General features: G+C 59.4%; 13 protein-coding genes. 7 read left to right on the top strand and 6 right to left on the bottom strand.

The features are described from left to right. Positions 1 to 97: 97 nt before the first annotated feature. Together AFK24_RS05135 and AFK24_RS05130 are read left to right on the top strand one after the other, a co-directional pair. Positions 98 to 814: a response regulator transcription factor gene (locus tag AFK24_RS05135; protein WP_065832218.1), complete on the top strand. Its 717-nt coding sequence runs from the start codon at positions 98 to 100 to the stop codon at positions 812 to 814. Next, a complete protein-coding gene (locus tag AFK24_RS05130) occupies positions 811 to 2,328 on the top strand; it encodes a sensor histidine kinase (RefSeq protein WP_065832217.1) in 1,518 nt (505 codons plus the stop codon). Before AFK24_RS05135 ends, AFK24_RS05130 begins: the two co-directional genes overlap by 4 nt. 24 nt (positions 2,329 to 2,352) lie before the next feature. Here the strand turns inward: AFK24_RS05130 and AFK24_RS05125 are convergent, their stop codons facing one another. From AFK24_RS05125 to AFK24_RS05115, 3 genes are all read right to left on the bottom strand, one after another. Continuing rightward, positions 2,353 to 3,549 carry a GAF domain-containing sensor histidine kinase gene (locus AFK24_RS05125; RefSeq protein WP_065832216.1) on the bottom strand — a complete coding sequence of 399 codons (1,197 nt, stop codon included), beginning with the start codon at positions 3,547 to 3,549 and terminating at the stop codon, positions 2,353 to 2,355. 114 nt (positions 3,550 to 3,663) lie between these two features. After that, positions 3,664 to 4,545: a phosphate/phosphite/phosphonate ABC transporter substrate-binding protein gene (locus AFK24_RS05120; RefSeq protein WP_065832215.1), complete on the bottom strand. Its 882-nt coding sequence runs from the start codon at positions 4,543 to 4,545 to the stop codon at positions 3,664 to 3,666. Beyond that, a complete protein-coding gene (locus AFK24_RS05115; RefSeq protein WP_065832214.1) occupies positions 4,533 to 6,860 on the bottom strand; it encodes a bifunctional diguanylate cyclase/phosphodiesterase in 2,328 nt (775 codons plus the stop codon). Before AFK24_RS05115 ends, AFK24_RS05120 begins: the two co-directional genes overlap by 13 nt. A 199-nt stretch (positions 6,861 to 7,059) precedes the next feature. Here AFK24_RS05115 and AFK24_RS05110 point away from each other — a divergent pair, with 199 nt between their 5' ends. Both AFK24_RS05110 and AFK24_RS05105 read left to right on the top strand, forming a co-directional pair. Next, positions 7,060 to 7,332: a CopG family ribbon-helix-helix protein gene (locus AFK24_RS05110; RefSeq protein WP_065832213.1), complete on the top strand. Its 273-nt coding sequence runs from the start codon at positions 7,060 to 7,062 to the stop codon at positions 7,330 to 7,332. Continuing rightward, positions 7,332 to 7,607 (top strand): type II toxin-antitoxin system RelE/ParE family toxin, encoded by a 276-nt coding sequence (locus AFK24_RS05105; protein ID WP_065832212.1) that lies wholly within the window; start codon positions 7,332 to 7,334, stop codon positions 7,605 to 7,607. The genes AFK24_RS05110 and AFK24_RS05105 overlap by 1 nt, the downstream gene beginning before the upstream one ends. Positions 7,608 to 7,649: 42 nt before the next feature. On the opposite strand, the gene AFK24_RS05100 is transcribed toward AFK24_RS05105, so the two are convergent. Next, positions 7,650 to 8,897 (bottom strand): M20/M25/M40 family metallo-hydrolase, encoded by a 1,248-nt coding sequence (locus AFK24_RS05100; protein WP_065832211.1) that lies wholly within the window; start codon positions 8,895 to 8,897, stop codon positions 7,650 to 7,652. A 168-nt stretch (positions 8,898 to 9,065) separates the two neighbouring features. Here AFK24_RS05100 and AFK24_RS05095 point away from each other — a divergent pair, with 168 nt between their 5' ends. From AFK24_RS05095 to AFK24_RS05085, 3 genes are all read left to right on the top strand, one after another. Next, positions 9,066 to 9,692: a glutathione S-transferase family protein gene (locus tag AFK24_RS05095; RefSeq protein ID WP_065832210.1), complete on the top strand. Its 627-nt coding sequence runs from the start codon at positions 9,066 to 9,068 to the stop codon at positions 9,690 to 9,692. Positions 9,693 to 10,022: 330 nt separating this feature from the next. Then, positions 10,023 to 10,898, top strand: coding sequence for an alpha/beta fold hydrolase (locus AFK24_RS05090; RefSeq protein WP_065832209.1), 876 nt, complete (start codon positions 10,023 to 10,025; stop codon positions 10,896 to 10,898). Positions 10,899 to 11,094: 196 nt separating this feature from the next. Beyond that, complete coding sequence (locus AFK24_RS05085; RefSeq protein ID WP_065832208.1) at positions 11,095 to 13,293, top strand: TonB-dependent receptor; 2,199 nt, start codon at positions 11,095 to 11,097, stop codon at positions 13,291 to 13,293. 69 nt (positions 13,294 to 13,362) lie between these two features. Here the strand turns inward: AFK24_RS05085 and AFK24_RS05080 are convergent, their stop codons facing one another. Both AFK24_RS05080 and AFK24_RS05075 read right to left on the bottom strand, forming a co-directional pair. After that, positions 13,363 to 18,594, bottom strand: coding sequence for a DUF4011 domain-containing protein (locus tag AFK24_RS05080; protein ID WP_065832207.1), 5,232 nt, complete (start codon positions 18,592 to 18,594; stop codon positions 13,363 to 13,365). 130 nt (positions 18,595 to 18,724) lie between these two features. Further along, a complete protein-coding gene (locus AFK24_RS05075) occupies positions 18,725 to 19,450 on the bottom strand; it encodes a GntR family transcriptional regulator (protein ID WP_065832206.1) in 726 nt (241 codons plus the stop codon). Positions 19,451 to 19,539: the final 89 nt, after the last annotated feature.

The raw sequence follows: 19,539 nt of genomic DNA, 5'->3' as shown, positions 1-19,539 counted from the left end.
TGATCGCCAAATCCTCACGTGAAGTTAAACAATTCGTGATAACTCGGGCCGCGGAAAACCCGCACAATGGCGCCATCGCGTTGAAGGATTGAACGGAATGGAACAGACCAAACGGGTTCTCGTGGTCGAGGACGACGTGCATATCGCCGACCTTATTTGCCTGCATCTACGCGATGAGCAGTTTGAAGTCGTGCACTGCGCCGATGGCGATGAAGGCATGCGTCTGCTGCAGCAGGGCAATTGGGACGCGCTGATCCTCGACCTGATGCTGCCCGGTGTCGATGGCCTGGAAATCTGCCGCCGCGCCCGCGCCATGGCCCGTTACACGCCGATCATCATCACCAGTGCGCGGTCCAGCGAGCTGCATCGGATTCTCGGTCTGGAGCTGGGCGCCGACGATTACCTGGCCAAACCCTTTTCCATGCTCGAACTCGTGGCGCGGGTCAAAGCGCTGCTCAGGCGCGTGGACGCCATGGCTCGCAACCTGAAGATGGACGCCGGCAGCCTGATCACCGGCGGGCTCAATATCGATCCGATCACCCGTGATGTGTCCCTCGATGGTCGTCGCCTGGAACTCACGCCTCGGGAGTTCGACCTGTTGTATTATTTCGCCCGCCAACCCGGCAAGGTGTTCTCGCGCATGGACCTGCTCAACGCGGTATGGGGTTACAGCCACGAAGGCTACGAACACACGGTCAATACCCACATCAATCGCCTGCGGGCGAAGATCGAAGCTGATCCGGCACAACCGGCGCGCATCCTTACGGTATGGGGCCGAGGCTACAAATTTGCCGCCGCGGAGGAACAGCCATGAGGCTGACCCTGACCAAGCGTCTGTCGTTGGTGTTCGCCGTGTTGCTGCTGGTGTGCTGCGGCACGTCAGCGTGGATGCAGGTGCGCGCCAACCGGATGCATGAACTGGAAGTCGTACAAGGCCTGTCGCGAGATCTGGCGCAACACATTGCCCGGGATACGGTGCTGATGGACAGCAAAGGCATGATGCCGGGCGCGGTCCGCAACCTGTTCAATCAGCTGATGCTGGTCAATCCCAGCGTCGAAGTCTATCTGCTCGACACTGACGGGCGGGTCGTCGGCAGCGCTTCGCCCGAGGGTCGCATACGTCGGGACAGGATTGATCTGGCGCCCGTCCATCGTTTGCTTCAAGGCGATGCCTTGCCAATACTCGGTGACGATCCGCGCAGTGACCAGGCGCGGAAGGTGTTCAGCGCGGCGCCGCTGACCGTGGATGGCAAGCCGGCTGGCTATCTCTACGTGGTGCTGCTCAGTGAAGAACACGATCGTCTGGCCGAGCGCGGTGCCACCAGCGCGGCGCTCAACACCGCACTGCTGTCCATCGGACTGGTCGCGCTGTTGTGCCTGATCGCAGGCCTTACGGCTTTCGCCCTGATCACCCGACCGTTGCGGCGCCTCACCGAAACCGTCAGCCAGTTCGATATCGACGGCGCTCCAGTCGCTCCGCCGGCAACAGCACCCGCCGAACACGCAGCCAGCCACGATGAAATTGCCATGCTCGACGCCGCGTTCCGGCAAATGCAGGAACGCCTCAGTGCTCAATGGAATTCGTTGACCCGCCAGGATCAGGAACGCCGCGAATTGGTTGCGAACATCTCCCACGACTTGCGCACGCCGCTGGCTTCACTGCATGGCTATCTGGAGACCTTGTCGCTCAAGGACGCCACATTGTCCCCCGCTGATCGCCGCCGCTATCTGGGCATCGCGCTGGATCAGAGCCGCAAGGTCGGCGGGCTGGCGCAATCGCTGCTGGAACTGGTGCGGCTGGAGCACGGCTTCGTGCAGCCGGTGCTGGAGCGTTTCCCGCTGACTGATCTGGTGCAGGACATCTTCCAGAAATTCGAACTGACGGCCGAGGCGCGGCGCGTCGAACTCAAGGCGTCCTTCGCCCCCAACGTGTCTGCCGCCTGCGCTGACCTGGGGCTGATCGAGCGCGTGCTGACCAACCTGTTCGACAACGCCTTGCGCCACACGCCCGAAGGTGGGGAAATCGAGCTCAGCCTGCGCCCGCAAGGCGCCTTAATAGAAGTCACGATCAGCGACACCGGCCCCGGCATTGCTGCTGAACTGCGCGAAGGCCTGTTCCTGCGGCCGTTCAACATCGGCGGTTCACGGCGCGATGGTGGCCTGGGGTTGCGCATTGTGCATCGCATCCTGCAACTGCACGGCCGCGATATCCAGTTGGTCGACGTGCCCGGACGCGGCGCGACGTTCCGTTTCTCCCTGCCGGTGGATCAGCAAACGGCGGAGCAATGGGCGGTGCGCTCGATGAATGTGAATTCACTGGGGAAATAGCTGATCGTTTCGATCAGGGGAGGTTTAAACCACCCATTTGATCTTCGCCGGGAGTCGGGCAATAAAAGCTGTTCCCGCCTCCACAGTCGACGTCACGGTGAGACTGCCACCGTGTGCGCTGACAATCTGCGAGGCGATGTAAAGCCCCAGGCCCAGCCCCTCCCCGCGCTGTCCTGCTTCCGAACGGGTAAACGGCTCGAACAGCAACGGCATCAGTTGAGTAGGAATCGGCGGCCCTTGATTGATCACGGACAGGACGATCTCGTCATTTTCCGAATAGGCCCGAACCTCGACAGGTGTCCCGTTTGCCCCGTGAGTCACTGCGTTGCCCAGAAGGTTTGACAGGAGCTGCGTGATACGCAGCGCATCGCAGTAGACACCCGTCGGCAGGTCCAGAGAATGATCCAGAATTGCAAGCGGGTGCGAGGCTTGTACTTCATCCAGCGTCAACTTGAGCGTATGTCCCAGATCGTCGACCAGTTGGCGCTTGACGGGAATGCCGCCACCCATCCGCCCACGGGCGAAATCCAGGACATTCTCGATCAGGACGCCCATGCGTACCGAGCTGTTGCGGATGGCGGAAATCAGATTGAGTGATCGCTTTTCCGTTGTTTTGCTTTCCAACAGGTCCGCGCTCATCCGGATTGCACTCAAGGGCGTACGCAAGTCATGCCCCAGGACAGCAATGAACTGGTCTCGCAGCATTCCCGTTTCATTGGCGTTGACCAGCGCCGCCTGGGTTGCCTCAAGGTTGCTCTGGGTATCGAGACTCATCGCAATCAATTGGGCGAACAGCGTCAGGGTCTTGACGATAGCCGGTTCTTCAAGACTCGCCGGTACCGAATCGATCGCACATAACGTACCGAAGAAGTCGCCATTGGCCTTGATGATCGGGATGGAAATATAACTTTCCAGTCCATACAGCTTGGGGGTGTGGTGTGACGAAAAAACGGGATGCGCGCTGGCGTGTCCGAAGATCACAGGCCTTTGGTGTTGCCGAATTTCATGACAGATGGTCGACTCCAGCACCAGCTCGCCACCGGGCTTCAAACCAAAATTGATTGAATCATCGACAGCACACGCCACCCAGTTTTTTTCAGTGACCCTGGCGACAGCGGCGAAACGCATCCCGGTCAGGTGTTTGACCATGCTCAAAATGACCGGAACGGCTTCAATAGAGCCGACGGCTTCAATATCAACAGAAAATTCAGATCTGGTCATCGGTCAACGGGTCAAGTGAACGTGTGGCAAAGATTATCGTGAAACCTGCAGAGACTCCTAAACAAAAAGGTGGTCGGCAATCGCCTGATAGCCGATCGCTGCGAACGACTGAACTCATGGCACAACTGGCTTTTTGCCCATCAGCTGCAGCAGTGGCTCGTATTCCGCATGGCTGGCCGGGACAATACCGGAAGCGTCCTGAGCCTTCAGAAATGAGGCAAGGCCCTGCTGATCGTTCAACATCGCGGCGCGAATGCGTTCTTTCAGCAATGGACACAGGCTACCGCCGAACACATAAGGATCGTAGTAGATCGGAGTCGAGCGCCACAGCACGTTGAACGTGTCACGCGTGATCCGCCCGCTGTTCAGGTACGCGTCAACCCGCACGCTTGCCACAAATGCCGCGTCCACCCTGCCATCCAGGAGCGCATCCAGAGACTTGTCGTGGGAACCGGAATACACCACAGAGCTGAAAAACTGCGTCAGCGGCAACCCCGCTTGCGCCGAAAATTCGGCATTGGGCACGACACTGCCTGACGTGCTCGCCGGATCGCTCAGTGCGACCTGAGTGCCGCGCAATGCCTCAAGGCTAGTGGCGTCCTGGCGACGACTCAGCAAGAGTGACTGATAGTGATGCCCGGCCGGGGTGAAATAGCCGGGGCTTATGGTCAGGCTGGCGAACGGTTCAATACGGGGGTCGCGCTGGCGGGCGAGGATGTAGGACGCCGGTCCAAGCCAGGCAATGTCGACGCCACCGGAGACAATTGCATCGATCACGCTTTCATAGGAAGAGGCCGGGACTATTTCCACCGGAATTCCCAGCGCAGTGCTCAGGCGCGTCAGCAGCGGCTGATACTCAAGCACCAGCACTTCTACAGTCTTGTTGGTCTTCGGGATGATTGCGAAGCGCAGACTCTGTTGACTGCACTCGGCATGAGCCAGGGTGCTGGACAGCATCGTCATCAGCAGAACAGTCAAAAATATTACTGCGCGCATGCTTTTTCCATCGCGTTGGTAAAGGGGAGATATTCATGAAGCTGGGCCGACGACAGCGGTCGACTGAAGTGATAACCCTGAACCATGTCGCAGCCCGCCAGCTTCAGGCAAATGACCTGCTCGCGGGTTTCCACGCCTTCGGCGACCACCTCCAGCCCGAGGCGTTTGGCCAGAATGATGGTAGAGGCGACGATGGGGTTGTCATCAGGGCTGTTGGACAACGGCGCAATCACCGCGCGATCGATCTTCAACTTGGTCAACGGCAGCGATTGCAGGTGGGCGAAACCTGCGTAACCCTGACCGAAGTCGTCCAGGCTGATAGCCAGACCTGCGGCGCGCAGGGATTTAAGGTGCTCGATGCCCTGCCCTTCATGATCCAGCACCGAGGTCTCGGTAATTTCCAGCTCCAGTTGCTGCGGCTCGATGTCGTAGTGGTCAAGTTCGCTGAGGAGCCTTCGGCTGAAGTCGGCCTGGCGCAGCTGTATCGCCGAGATATTGATTGCCAGTCGTGCGCGATTGCCCTGTTCCTGCCAGCGCGCCAGATCCTCACACGCCAGGCGCAGCACTTCCCAGCCGAGCGCAATGATGAAACCGCTGCGCTCAGCCAGGGAGATAAATTGATCCGGATAGAGCAATCCGAAGTCAGGGTGCTGCCAGCGCACCAATGCTTCGTAGCTTTCCACGAGCATGGAGTCCAGGCGGATCTGGGGCTGGTAGTGAAGCAGAAACTGCCGCTCGCTCAGCGCCCCGGCAAAGGCCTGCTCCAGCGTGAACTCCTTGATGTCCGCGACGTTGAGCGACGGGTCGAAAAACCGATATTGTCCGCGCCCCGCTCTTTTTGCCGAATACATCGCCGCATCAGCGCAGCGGATCATGCCTTCGACGTCCTGGCCGTCACGCGGGCAAATGCTGACGCCAACACTGGGACTGGTGCTGAGCTCATGCTCTTCGAGGGAGTAAATCGCTGAAAGCTTGTCCACCAGCATTCGAGCCCAGGCGTCGATCTGCTCCTCACTTCGTTCTCCGGCCAGCAGCACGACAAATTCGTCGCCACCGAAGCGCGCCGCTGCGTCACATGGCTCCAGCAAGCGACTAATGCGTCCGGCAATCGCCTGCAACAGCAAATCACCGGTCCGGTGTCCCAAGGAGTCATTGATCGATTTGAAGCGGTCCATATCGATGAACAGAATGGCCAGCAACTGCCGCTTGCCACGCTGCTGCGTCAAAACCTGTGTCGCAACCTCCATGAACTGACGCCGGTTGTGCAGACCGCTCAAGTGGTCCGTGGCTGCGGCATGACTGCTGCGCCGGTGCTCTTCCTCCAGCCGGCTTATCAAGTCCTGATTGATTTGCTGGGCCTGTTCCAACTCCGCAAATGCTTCCTGGCGCCGGTGTAACACGCGCAGGGTCCAGATCAGGCTGCCCAGAATGAACAGCGTCATACAGAGATTCAGCCAGAGCTGCCGCTCATAGGTGAGTTGCGATGGGGCAAGGATTTCGTCGCGCTGTTGACTGACGATCACACTGAAGCCGCGCTGTGACGTGCGGCGATACAGGCTCTGGAATTGCGCGGTAGCGGAGTATTGGGTGATTTCCCCAGACTCAACGCCACTGCTCGACAGTTCCGGGTTGAGTGCCACGCCGGAAACCACAACGCCGCTGCTGGTCAGCCGCAACCGCTCATGGCCATCGTTATCGAGCAAACGCATCATGCCGCTGCGGCCCAGATCAATGTGTTCGAAGAGTGCCGCCAGGTAACCGATATCCAGCTGCACCAAAAGGATGCTGTCGAGCTCCCGCATCGAAGGATCGGCCAACGGCAACAGGAAAGGCAGGCGCCAGTTCGGCGGCGCGGATTCGTTTTGTGAGTCGGGCAACCCCGGCAGGAAGGGTTTGAGGCCGTTGCGATCAATGTGGTGCTGCAATTGCGCCAGCCAATCCCCGGGCAGTTGCTGTGGCTCGTCAACATGAGTGCCGGAAAGCAGACGCCCATCGCGGCTGTACAGGCTCATGCGCTTGAGCACCGGGTCTTCGGCAAGCATGCGCACCAAACCCCAACTGCGTTGGTCCCGGTCTTCGATGTCACTTCGCGCAACCTTGCCGATGGCCTGGGCGCGGTCGACCAGTTGACGCAGGTTTTCTGCAGCTATCGTAGCCAGGTTCAGATGTTCGGCCGCCTTGGCTGCCAGCGCTTCGTCATGGGAAGTGGCTTTCTGCTGGAAAAACAACCCCCACAGAAATACAAGTGTGGCCGCGCACAGCATCACCAGGAGCAGTCGCAACAGGCCCAGCGAGGAAGAAAACAGGCGAATCACTACTATTCTTCCAGCCGCGAGAAAGCGCCAAATTACTCCCGGTATGTAACGGAATTATTACACTAACGATTCTGCCATGGCCGCCGCCAGTCCCAGGATAATGGCGCCCACTGCTGTTGACCTTAATCCCTTGACCAAGCTGGCACATCAACTATGATTCAACTCCAATCACTTTGAATCAAACTGTTGAGGACTTGTCATGGGCCAGAGTACAGACACCCGCGTGGTCACGGCGCACGTTCCATTGCCTTTGGCGGAAAAAGTCGATGAGCTGGCTTTACGCCTCGAACGCTCCAAAGGCTGGATCGTAAAACAGGCCCTGTCGGCCTGGATTGATCAAGAAGAAGAGCGCAGCCGTTTGACGCTGGAAGCGCTAGCCGATGTTGATGCTGGACGTGTTATTGATCATCAATCGGTTCAGGCATGGGCCGATAGCCTGGCTACAGACACGCCCCTGCCGGTGCCCAAGTAATGGAATTGAAGTGGACCAGCAAAGCACTCTCCGATCTTGCCCGCCTTTACGAATTTCTTGCCTTGGTCAATCGCGCGGCCGCCGCCCGTACTGTCCAACAACTGACGTCTACACCAACGATGCTTCTCAACAATCCACGGCTGGGTGAGCGCCTTGAGGAATTTGCGTCCCGGGATGTCCGGCGATTGTTGATCGGGGGCTATGAGCTACGTTACGAAATTCAGGGCTCGACGATCTATCTGCTGCGGTTGTGGCATACGCGAGAAAATCGCTAAGACGGCTCCTGATTTTTCGCCGTCCGCGATCGAATGACTTGATTACGGCGCGGCATCTTCCTGAGACAACTGCGTGATCAACGCCACGGTCAGGTAAAGCCTCGGAGCAATGCTCGACAGCTCGATGTATTCGTCATCGGCGTGCAGGCCGGCACCGACGACGCCCATGGTTTCAAGCACGGCCGGTTTGGCGCTGTCCGGTACGTAGGCATAGCCTGCATCGGTGCCGAAACGCATGGCGATAGGCTCAATGTTGTGACCGATTTCGCCATAAAGCGCCTGTGCGGTTTTTGCCAGTTGCTCGGAGCCCGGATTTTTCGCCAATGGTGGGCGGCCTTTTTCCAGGCGCAACGTCACTTCAGTGCCATCAATGAGTTTTTTTGCCACGATGCGTTGGGCATCGGCGAGTACCCGGTCGGTTTCACTCAGGTCGGAGTAACGCATGTCAGCCTCGGCCGAGGCGCTGGACGGGATGATGTTGCGCTTCTCGCCGCCCTTGATCAGCGTCCAGTTGACCGTGGTGCCTTTGGCCGGATCGCCGAGATCCTTGAGCTGCAACATCTGGTGCGCCAGCTCCATGGCCGCATTGTGCCCGGCTTCAGGCGCGGAACCGGCGTGGGATGACTTGCCCTTCACGTCGAGAATCAAACCGTTGATGCCGTTGGTGGCGACAGTCACTGCGTCTCTGTCTGGCGGCTCAAACGAGAATACGTAGTCGTGCTGACGGGCCAGTTCAGCGATGATTTTTTTCGAACCAGCGGAGCCGGTTTCTTCATCGGGGTTGAACAGCACCGTGAGGGTACCGAAATCCTTGAACTTCTCATCCTGCAGCAACCGCAACGAATGCAGAATCATCGCCACGCCACCTTTGGCGTCAGCAACACCGGGACCATAGGCGCGTTCGCTGTCGAGTTTGAACGGACGTTTCGCCGCTGTGCCTGGCCCGAACACCGTATCGTAGTGGACCATCAGCAGAAAATTCTTGCTGCCAGTACCCTTGAGAGTGCCGACGATGTTGTCGCCAGCGGACGGGTTCGCAGGTGTCGTGGTGACTTCAGCACCCAACGCCTTGAGCCGCTCGACCAGCACCGCGCTGACGGTTTTCAGGCCAGGCGCCTGGCCGGTTCCGGTATCAATGTCCACCAGCTGTTTGACGGTGGCCAGATAGGATTTTTGTTCAGCCTCGGCTTTTTTCAGCAGTTGAGCCGGTGCCAGGTCATTAGCGAACGCGGTACAGGACAAGAATGAAAACGCGAGCGCGGCGGCGATGGGTGAGCGTCGAATAAGCATGCTGGTTCCTTCAGATCATTGCGAATTGAAGGTCCATCTTTACCCATTGATCCCCTCAACGCCACCTACCGCTGCAGGCGCTTACGTAAACCGGTCAAAAAATACCGGGCACTCATCGCCACTCGCGTAGTCTCCTTAAGACACTTCAAACCTGTCGCCGGAGACCTCATGATTACCGTCCACCACCTCAACAACTCCCGCTCGCAACGCATCCTCTGGCTGCTCGAAGAGCTGGGCCTGCCCTACGAGATCAAACGCTACCAGCGTGATCCGAAAACCAATCTCGCCCCGCCGGAACTCAAGGCCATCAACCCGCTGGGCAAGTCCCCGGTGATAGAGGACGGTCCCCACGTACTGATCGAGTCAGGTGCCATCGTCGACTATCTGATCCGCCGTCATGGCCACGGCAGGCTGCAACCGGACCCTGAGTTCGCCACCTACGATGAATACGTTCAATGGCTGCACTTTGCCGAAGGCTCGGCGATATTGCCGCTCATGCTTAACCTCTACGTCGGTCGCCTGGGCGATGCCGGCGCACCGCTGCTGCCGCGCATCAACTCGGAACTGGATAACTATCTTGGCTACCTGAACAACGCGTTGGGCCTGACGCCGTATCTGGTTGGCGAAGAACTCAGCGGTGCCGACATCCAGATGAGCTTTATCGGCGAGTTCGCCAAAGCGCAGGGCAAAACTGGCCCCTACCCGCATCTGGCGGCCTGGGTAGAAAGGTTTCAGGCGCGACCGGCCTATAAAAAAGCGATCAGCCGGGGCGGCGAGTACGCGTTCGCCAAATAAAGGTTTCGAGCCAGGCAACGATTCTGTTGTTTCCTGTGGGAGGTTCCGCCCCGTCTTCGACGCCGTGCTGTCGCGCAGCAAACACCGGCACCCGTTGGAGCGAGGCTTGCCCGCGAAGAACGATGACGCGGTAGCGCTGGGTCACCGAGGCGTCTGATTCGCGGGCAAGTCGGAACGCCGCCCGCTCGCTCCAACGGATCGTATTCCAGCCGATTAACCACGATGCGTGGATGACGCGATCACCAAAGCGCTGTTGATTGCAGGGAAGGATTCAATAAGCTGGGGCGCGCGAAACAATGTTGAGCGAGTCACCACCAAGGGAGTCACTTCATGTTCACCGGATTCCACAAAGACACACGCCAGGTCAACGGGGTCGAGATCAGTTATCGCAAAGGTGGCGCGGGTCCCGGCCTGTTGCTGCTGCACGGGCATCCGCAAACCCATGTGATCTGGCATAAAATCGCCGAACAACTCGCCCTGGAATTCTCCGTGGTTGCCGCCGACTTGCGCGGTTACGGCGACAGCAGCAAACCAGCCGCCAATGACGATCACAGCAACTACTCGAAACGGGAAATGGCCCGGGACGGCGTCGAACTGATGCAGGCGCTGGGCTTCAGCAAGTTCTCGGTTCTGGCCCACGACCGTGGTGCACGGGTCGCCCATCGCCTGGCGCTTGATCATCCCTTGGCGGTACAGCGAATGGTGTTGCTGGATATCGCGCCGACGCTGTCGATGTACGCGCAGACCAACGAAGCTTTCGCCCGTGCGTATTGGCACTGGTTCTTCCTGATACGCCCGGCCCCGCTGCCAGAAAGTCTGATCGAAGCCAATCCCGAGCTTTATTTGCGCAGTGTCATGGGCAGCCGCAGTGCCGGCCTGAAACCATTTACCGATGAAGCGTTTGCTGAGTATTTGCGCTGCCTGCAACTGCCGGGCGCGGCGCGAGGTATCTGCGAAGACTATCGCGCCGCCGCCAGCATCGATCTTGAGCATCATCGCGCCGACATCGCCGCCCACCATCATCTGAACCTGCCACTGCTGGTCATGTGGGGCGCAGAAGGCACTGTCGGTCGCTGCTTTGATCCGCTTAAGGAATGGCAGCAAGTGGCAACCGATGTGCGTGGCAAAGCCTTGCCAGCCGGGCATTACATCGCCGAAGAAGCCCCAGAGTTGTTGCTCGGCGAAGTCTTGCCTTTTCTTCGTTAAGCGCAGTCGAGCGGTCGCGTCAGCAATGCCCCCATTCGATGTCCCCGTCTAAAACGAGCAAACAATAACGAAATGTGAAAATTTCGTTATTGACTGATAACAATTTGCAATTACGCCTGATAGTATTTGCGCCTAAGAATCAATCGTATTGCCAGGGAGGCTTTTACCATTCTCACGCGTCTCAGGTATTCGTCCCATGGTCTTCGCATTTCCGTCGCGCCCTACCCTGCTCGCCCTCTGCTGCTCCGTCAGCTTCATGGCCCACGCCGCAGATCCGGTGGAGCTCGGTGCTACCGATGTCAACGCCGAAGCGGTCAAGGCAAACTCGAATACGTTGCCTGAAACCTTTGCCGGTGGGCAGGTCGCACGAGACGGGAAAATGGGTGTACTGGGTAACCAGGACAACATGAATGTGCCGTTTACCATGACCAGTTACACCTCGAAGCTGATCGAAGACCAGCAAGCCGAAGACGTCGGCGACGTGCTGCTCAACGATCCTTCGGTACGCCAGTCCTACGGCTTCGGTAACCAGGCTCAGGTGTTCGTGATTCGCGGCCTGCCGCTTAATGGCGATGACATTTCCTACAACGGCCTGTACGGTGTCCTGCCACGACAGATTCTGTCCACCGACGCCATCGAACGCGTCGAAGTGTTCAAAGGCCCGAACGCCTTCATCAACGGTGTCAGCCCGACCGGCAGTGGCCTGGGCGGTAGCGTAAACCTGCAACCCAAGCGCGCCGGTGACGTCCCGACGCGTCGCTACACCCAGGACATCAGCTCCGACGGTCGTATCGGCGAGCATCTGGACCTCGGCCAGCGTTTCGGTGATGACAACCGCTTCGGCGCGCGGGTCAACCTCAGCCAGCGTGAAGGTGAAACGGCGGTCAACGATCAGGATCAGCGCACCAAGCTGTTCGTTGCTGGCCTCGACTATCGCGGCGACAAGTTCCGCGTATCCACTGACTTCGGTTATCAGAAGCAGCGCATCAACCACCTGCGCAACACCGTGCAGCTCGGGACTGCGACCAGCATTCCGACCGCTCCAGATGCCAGCCACAACTACGGCCAGAGCTGGACCTACACCGAGACTGAAGACACCTTCGGTATGATGCGCGGCGACTGGGACCTGAACGACAGCTGGACCGCCTACCTCGCCGGTGGCGTCAAGCACACCCGCGAAACCGGGGTTTACGGCACCCCGACACTGGTGGGCAACACCGGTACCGCCACCATCAGCGGCTCGGAAATTCCGCACAATGAAGACAACACCAGCTTCAGCACCGGCCTGAATGGCCGCTTCCAGACAGGCCCGATCAGCCATCAGATCGCAATTGGCGCCACGACCATCTGGACCGAGCAGGAAAACGCCTACACCTTTTATCGACCTACCGTTGGCAATACCAATATCTACAACGCGAACAAACTGGCCAAACCTACCGACGGCTACTTGACCGGCGGCGACATGGGCGATCCTGGCGTCACCGGTAAAACCCGCAATCGCAGCCTGGCGATTTCCGATACCGTTGGCCTGTTCGACGACAGCCTGTTGCTCACCTATGGCGTGCGTCGCCAGCAACTGCGCGTGGAAAACTACCTGTACGACGGCAGCACCTCCAACGGCTTGGCCAACCCAGCCAACGACGGCAGCCGCAGCTCGATCTACGACGAGGCTATCACCACGCCGGTGTACGGCATTGTCTACAAGCCCACCGATATCATTTCGCTGTACGCCAACCGTATCGAAGGTCTGGCCAAAGGGCCTGTAGCGTCCGGCACAAACATCACCAACCTGGGTGAAGCTTTCCCGCCGGGTCGCACCAAGCAACTGGAAGCCGGCATCAAGCTGGACATGCAGACCTTCGGCGCCAATCTGGGTGTGTTCCGCATCGAGCGGCCTACCGACGGCTTCGTGGATGCCGCCAGCCGCTTGTATGTGCGTGACGGTCAGCAGGTCAACAAAGGGATTGAGTTGAGCGTATTCGGCGAGCCGATCGAAGGCCTGCGTTTGATGGCCGGCGGCACGCGGATGACCTCCGAACTGAAAAACACCTCCGGCGGCCTCAACGACGGCAACCACGCGATTGGCGTGCCGACCTTCCAGCTAAACGCAAGTGCAGATTGGGATATCCCTGGCCTGGAAGGCGCAGCGCTTAACGCTCGCATGTTGCGCACTGGCGGCCAGTACGCAGATCAGGCCAACAACCTGAGTCTGCCGACCTGGAACCGCTTCGATGCAGGCGCACGTTACAAGATGCGGGTTGAACAGAAAGACCTGACCTTGCGCGTGAATGTGGAAAATATCACCGACAAGAACTACTGGGCATCCGCCAACGGCGGTTACCTGACCCAGGGCGAGCCACGTCTGGTGAAATTCTCGGGCACCATCGACTTCTGATTCACCCGATCCACAGGACCGGCTTTAGCCGGGAGATTGGTCTCCCGGCTAAAGCCAGTCCTACGGAAATCATGGCGTTTCAGCGGGTTCCACGTTGACCTCCAGTGGATCGGGGAGATCAACGTGCTGCGCGACTGGCACATCTCTCGATTGTTCCAGCAAATCGTTCAAATCAGCATGCAAGCGTTGCAAAGCACCTTCCTTGTCGACCCACCATTCGGTGGACCACAACCGCAGCAAATCCCAGCCCAGACCGCGCAGTATCGCTCCACGCACCTTGTCGCGGTCACGGGCGGTTGCCGCGCTATGATAGGTCGCGCCGTCGCATTCGACACCCGCCAGGTAATCGCCGGGACGGTCGGGATGCACAATCCCCAGGTCAATACGGAAACGCGACACACCAATCTGCGACACCACTTGCCAGCCCATCCGTCGCAACCCTTGCGCCACCGCTTCTTCAAAGGGCGAATCGTAACCGCCCACCGAACCCTGCACCGCCTCGGCCAATGCCCTCGGGCCGCGCTGGGCGAACTCGATGAAATGCTTGAGATCACGCACTGCGCGGGCGTTGGTACGGTTGAGGTCAATCATTGAAGGATCGAACGACGAAAACACCAGCATCTCGCGACGCGAGCGGGTAATGGCGACGTTCAGGCGACGCCAGCCGCCGTCCTTGTTCAGTGGTCCGAAGTTCATCGACATCACTGGCGCACCCGGCTCGGTAGGCCCGTAGCCAATGCCGAGCATGATCAGATCGCGCTCGTCGCCCTGTACGGTTTCCAGGTTCTTCACCACAACCGGCTCAGTCTGGCTGTCCTGGAAGAAGGGTTCGATCTGCGGGTATTGCTGACGGGCAGCATCCATCAAGTCGTTGATGAGCTTCTGCTGATCGGAGTTCAGCGTGATGATGCCGATTGAGTAGCCCGCAGCAATGAACGCCGGATCGGTGAGACGCTTGACCGTTTCATGGACGATGGCCTCGGCTTCTGCCTGGTTGCAACGCCCCTTGCCCTTGGCATATACACCTTCGACGCGTCGCCACTCGACGGCGCTGGCCCGGGTTTCAGCGGCCGGAAAGGTGATCAGGCTGCTGTCGTAATACCGGTGATTGGAAAACGCGATCAGGCTTTCATGCCGACTGCGATAATGCCAACTGAGGCTGTGACTCGGTACACCGGCACCCAGGCATTCGTCGAGAATGCTTTCCATGTCTTCGGCCGTGTCGTCGTCCTCGGCATTTGCACTCCGGTTGAAAAAGTTGGTGGGCGGCATCTGGCGCGGGTCACCGGCAATGATCACCTGTTTGCCCCGCGCGATGGAGCCGATCGCGTCCCAGGGCGCGATTTGCGACGCCTCGTCAAAGATCACCAGGTCGAACGGCGGCTGATCGGCCGGCAGGAACTGGGCAATCGACAGCGGGCTCATGAGCATGCACGGCGCCAGCCGGTTCAGCGCATCGCCCATCTCGATGGCCAGTTGGCGAACCGGTTTATGCCGCCGGGATTTCTGTAGCTCATGCTTGAGGATGGCAAAGCCGCTGTTCTTGGCAATGTCGTTCTTCGACGGGATCAGGCCGCACAGTTTTGCGCGAATGTAGCGCACGGTTAGCTTCGCCAGCTCGTCGTCCAAGCGGTTGAACGTGGCGATGTCGCTCATATGCTCGGCAGCAACGAAGGTTCTCAGCAACGGCTCGCCGTCGATGCCAACCGTGGCAAACCAGTGCGAATACGCGGTAACAAACGTATCTTCGCAGGCCGACGGCAGCACGTTGCCGCGTTCCAGTGCCTGAGCCAAAGGTGCCAGACCTGCTGCGCCCGCCTGCTCGCGGACCCGACACCAGTCGCACCACGCCTTGAGCTGTCCTTCCTGTTGCTGGATAGCGGCACACGTCGCACGAAGCTCGGCAACGCCAGGGAGCATTTCGCTCGTGGTCACGGCCAGTTCGGCAAATAACTGAGCAGCGTCATCGTAGCGGGCCAAGGCCTGCTGCAAGGTCACCAGTGTCGTAGCGATCTGACCGCCCGCCCCCAGCATTTCATTGGCCTCGATCACCAACCGTGCCACGGCACTGCGCAAGGCGATCAACTGTTCAGGTGATTCAACCAGCGCCCTGAGCCGGGCACGCATACTTTCGGCCAGCACCACGGCCTTGAGCGTGCGCGAGCTGTCGCTGGCAAGTCCGTTCCAGCCGGGAATCGATTGCAATTCGGGGGCCAGATTGTCCAACTCCAGCAGCTGCGCCTGCAACCGTTCAAAGATCAGCAGATCACCTGGAACGTCCGGCAGACCCGCAGCACCACCGACCGAAGCCAGCTGCGTGGCGACCTTTTTCCTGGCGAGACTGGCGAAGAACCAGAACTTGCCTTCAGCCTCTTGCCAGTCCCTGCGCAGGGCCTCGAACGGAACCCGGCGACAGGCTTCGTCGGCGTAGTTCAGCGACAGACTCTCTTCCAGTTCGCGGTAATCAGCGAGCAGCTGGCAGGCGTGCCGGGCAGCCTCGATTCGCATCATGGCATCCGGCGCGAAGGCGAACGACAGGTTCACGCCATGGCTCTCAACGAGCAAACTGACCAGTTCCTCAAGCTGCACAAGTTGCGCCACTTCCGTCACCGGCAGCGACAAGTGCGTCAACGCCAGCATTCTTTCAGCAGCGCTGATCAGTGCATCAAGCGCCTGGGGCAATTCGCGGGCGGCGCTGACGATCTGCGCTTGCCAGGCGTTCGACCATTGCGTCTGCCCCAGCACACCGAATTTGCCCGACAGGTCACGAGCGGCGGCACCGTTGAGCCCCAGGCGGCGGGATAGGTCCAGCAACAAGGCGTACTCGTCCGCATCGTGTGCAGTGCCTGCCGACCACGCCAGACGCGGCGTCGTGGGGCCATGGTCGCGCACGACACGACCGATAGCCTGATGCAGCGACAGGCCGTTGGGCCAGCGTCGATGCAACACCTCGACCAGTTGATTGAGTCGCGAACGCAGCGTCTGCACGCGCTCGGCTTCACGCTGCCAATCCTCGGCGCTCAAGGTGTCGCGTACGTCCCAGGCACGGTCCAGTTGCTTGAGCACTTCGACCTTGGACGTCTTGCTTGAATGCAGCTCCAGGCAAAATTCGCCCAGGCCTTTCTCTGCCAACCGGCGATACACCACGTCGAGTGCTGCACGCTTTTCCGCCACGAATAGCACGCGACGACCGAGTGCCAGGTTGTGGGCGATCATATTGGCAATGGTCTGGGATTTTCCGGTACCGGGCGGCCCGTCGAGCACGAAACTATGTTTACCCGCAGAAGCCACCACTGCCGAGAGCTGCGACGAGTCTGCCGCTAACGGGGTAAACAACTGTGCCGGTGTGACGGTCGCGTCGAGTTGCTCGGGGCGCGGGAATTCATCGGACCCGGCAAACGCTTCGCCGCCTGAATCCCGCTCCAGCAAGTGCCGGACCAGCGGGCTTTGCAGCAACTGCGCTGCGTTGGCGTTGAGGTCTTTCCACATCAGGTACTTGGCAAACGAGAAAGTGCCGAGCACCAGTTCGGTACTGACTTCGAACCCTGGCACATCGCGTACGGCGCGGCGCACCTTATTCCAGATGCCCGCGACATCAATGCCGCTATCGTCGCTCGGCAACTCGCCGTCCAGCCCCGGAATGACCAGCTCGAAATCGTGGCGCAGAAGTTCCAACAACGTCAGGTTGAAGCGCGGCTCTTCGTCCAGCAGGCTCAGGGTTACCCCCGACAAGGCGCTTTTGCGTTCGAGTTTGACGGGCAGCAGAATCAGCGGCGCAGAGTAGGTTTTCGGGTCGTCGACACTTTTCTTCCACTTGAGAAAACCGATTGCCAGGAACAGAGTGTTCGCACCGCCCTCCTCCAGATCGCTGCGTGCCTTGCGGAACAGATCAATCAACGTCGCTTCGAGTTTGGGTTTTTCCAGACTGGCGAGCACTTCGCCACGGGCCAACGCCTGACGCGCAACTTCATCGACCAGACTTTCATGATTCTGCTGTTCATAGAGTGCGGTATCACGGCCGCTGCTGTTCAGGTCCGGCACGGCCAGCACGCGAATGCGCTGGCCGCTGGACAGCAGGTCTTCCAGAGCCGCCGGATCAGGACACAAAAGCCGCACGCCTTTGGCACTCTCCGGCAAGTGCAGCAAGCGATTGCGGGTGGTGAGGTCGAGAAGCTTGCGTTGCCAAAGCGTCAGCTTGCCTGCGGGTCCGTCGCTGCTATCGTTGATTTCTACGTCGAAACCAGGCAGTAGCGGCGCTTCCTCAAGGCTTTCGACGGTCGGTGGCGCGTCATCCGCCGCAGCAGGCGTGCTCGGGTCCGGCGCCAACGCAATCGGGCGAATCTTCTGCATCCGCGCGCGATGCACGTCAATGGCCATGATGAATTGCTCATCGTCCAGTTGCCGCTCAGCGGCGGCAACTGCCTGACTGAAACCTGGCACCGGCGCCTGAGTCGCCAGGGTGGTTTCGAACACCACCATCTCCTTCAGATCCAGGCGCTTGCGCACCGCCGAGGCTTCATCGGTCAATAGCTGCGAGAACTCTTGAGGCTGTAACCAGACACCGGCGAAAGCGTGGCCTTTAGTCATGATCAGCAAGGCATTCAACCCGGCCTGTTCCAGCGCGGCGGCAAACAGCAGCGCGGTATCCAGGCAAGTCGCCACGCCGTTTTCCAGGATCATGCCCGGCGGCCGGATTCTCTGCCCTTGCTGTTCGAAACTGGCGGGCGGCAGTGCGTAGCTCAGCTTGAAACTGCAGACTGCGGACCAGATCGCGGACGTCAGTTCCCAGGTCCGTGTGCGTGACTTGCTTTCATAGCCGTCGATGCCGTCTTTCTTCCCGGCGCGTCGCAATACCTGTGAAGCGGCTTTGAGCACACGGTCGACCGCAGGATCATTGGGCATGCAGAACGCGGCCAGCAACTCAGGCATGGCGCTGAGGCCGCCCCACTCCGTGCGCGCCAGCAGTTCAGTCACAACGCGTTGTTCGGCGATCAGTTCATCGCCCCGAGACAAGCGCAGCACAACTTCCGCGCCAAGGCTTTCAGTAAGGCCAGCCAGATAACCCGCGTTGAGTTTGATATCGCGTTCGTTGATGCTGAGACGATCGCCGGGATTCAAGCGATCGATGTTCCAGGTCCGGGTCTCGACAAAAGCAGGGTCGGTGCCGAGGCTCAGCACCAGGTCTTCAAAAGGTTGTTCGCTCTGGTTCCAGAGGCTCAGTTCACGTACCAGAGGCACGGCATTCTGGTGGGAGGCGAAGCCGATCTTGCGGGCGATCAGCGCCTCAATCTTGATGCTCATTCATGGGCTCCTCGAGCGGCCTGCGCTCGCCCCCCTGACGGGAGGGGGCGAGAAAAAGACGCCTATAGTCCATGACTGTCTGATGATTTGAAATGATTTATCCCGCAGGCCAGATGAAATCCGCCGAACGTCAGCGGCGAATAGAATCCGGATGCTCGGAATCGTCGCGCACCATCAGCATGATCGCGTCGCGTTTTTCCAGGAGATGGTGACGCAGAATGCTGCTCAAGCGCTTGCCGTCCCGCGTCTGCAAGGCCTCGATCATTTCTTCGTGATCGTGCAACGCCCTTTCCCACTTCGGCGCCTGTTGGTTGGACAGAAAACGCAACGCCTGAATGCGCCGGTTCAGTGACAGATACACCTGACGCAGCGCCGAGTTGCGCGCCGCAAGGTTGATCAGGTCGTGAATCGCCCGGTTGCGCTGGTAGTAACCCGGCAGGTCATTCTGATTCTTGCTGACCACCATCGCATAGTGCAGCGCCTTGATCTCATCAAGCTCTTGTAGCGTGATGCGTTCACAGGCCAGCTCACCGGCGAAGGCTTCGATGCCGCTCATCAGCTCGAAAGTTTCGCGAATTTCCAGCTCCGACATGCGCGCGACGCTCGCACCGCGGTTCGGATTGATCTCGATAAGGCCTTCGACCGCGAGCACCTTGAGCGCCTCACGTAACGGCGTCCGGGAAATGCCAAGGGTTTCGCACAGTTCGCGCTCGTTGAGCTTCCTTCCGGGTGCCAGCACGCCCTCGGTGATAAAGCTGCGCAGGTGCTCCACGACCGTGTCGTGCAAGCGTTGGCGTTCGACCTTGACCATCGGTCGGGGACTGCCAAGCTCGACCAGACCCTCAATATTTTGCATGCAAAATCCTCATCTGCATCGCTTGAGTGCGATGCCTTATTCGATAACAGCCCAACTAATGCCGAATATTAGCCCAAATATGACGTTTG

The organism is Pseudomonas syringae (assembly GCF_001698815.1).
GTDB lineage: Bacteria > Pseudomonadota > Gammaproteobacteria > Pseudomonadales > Pseudomonadaceae > Aquipseudomonas > Aquipseudomonas syringae_A.
This window is presented reverse-complemented; position numbering and strand designations above follow the sequence as displayed.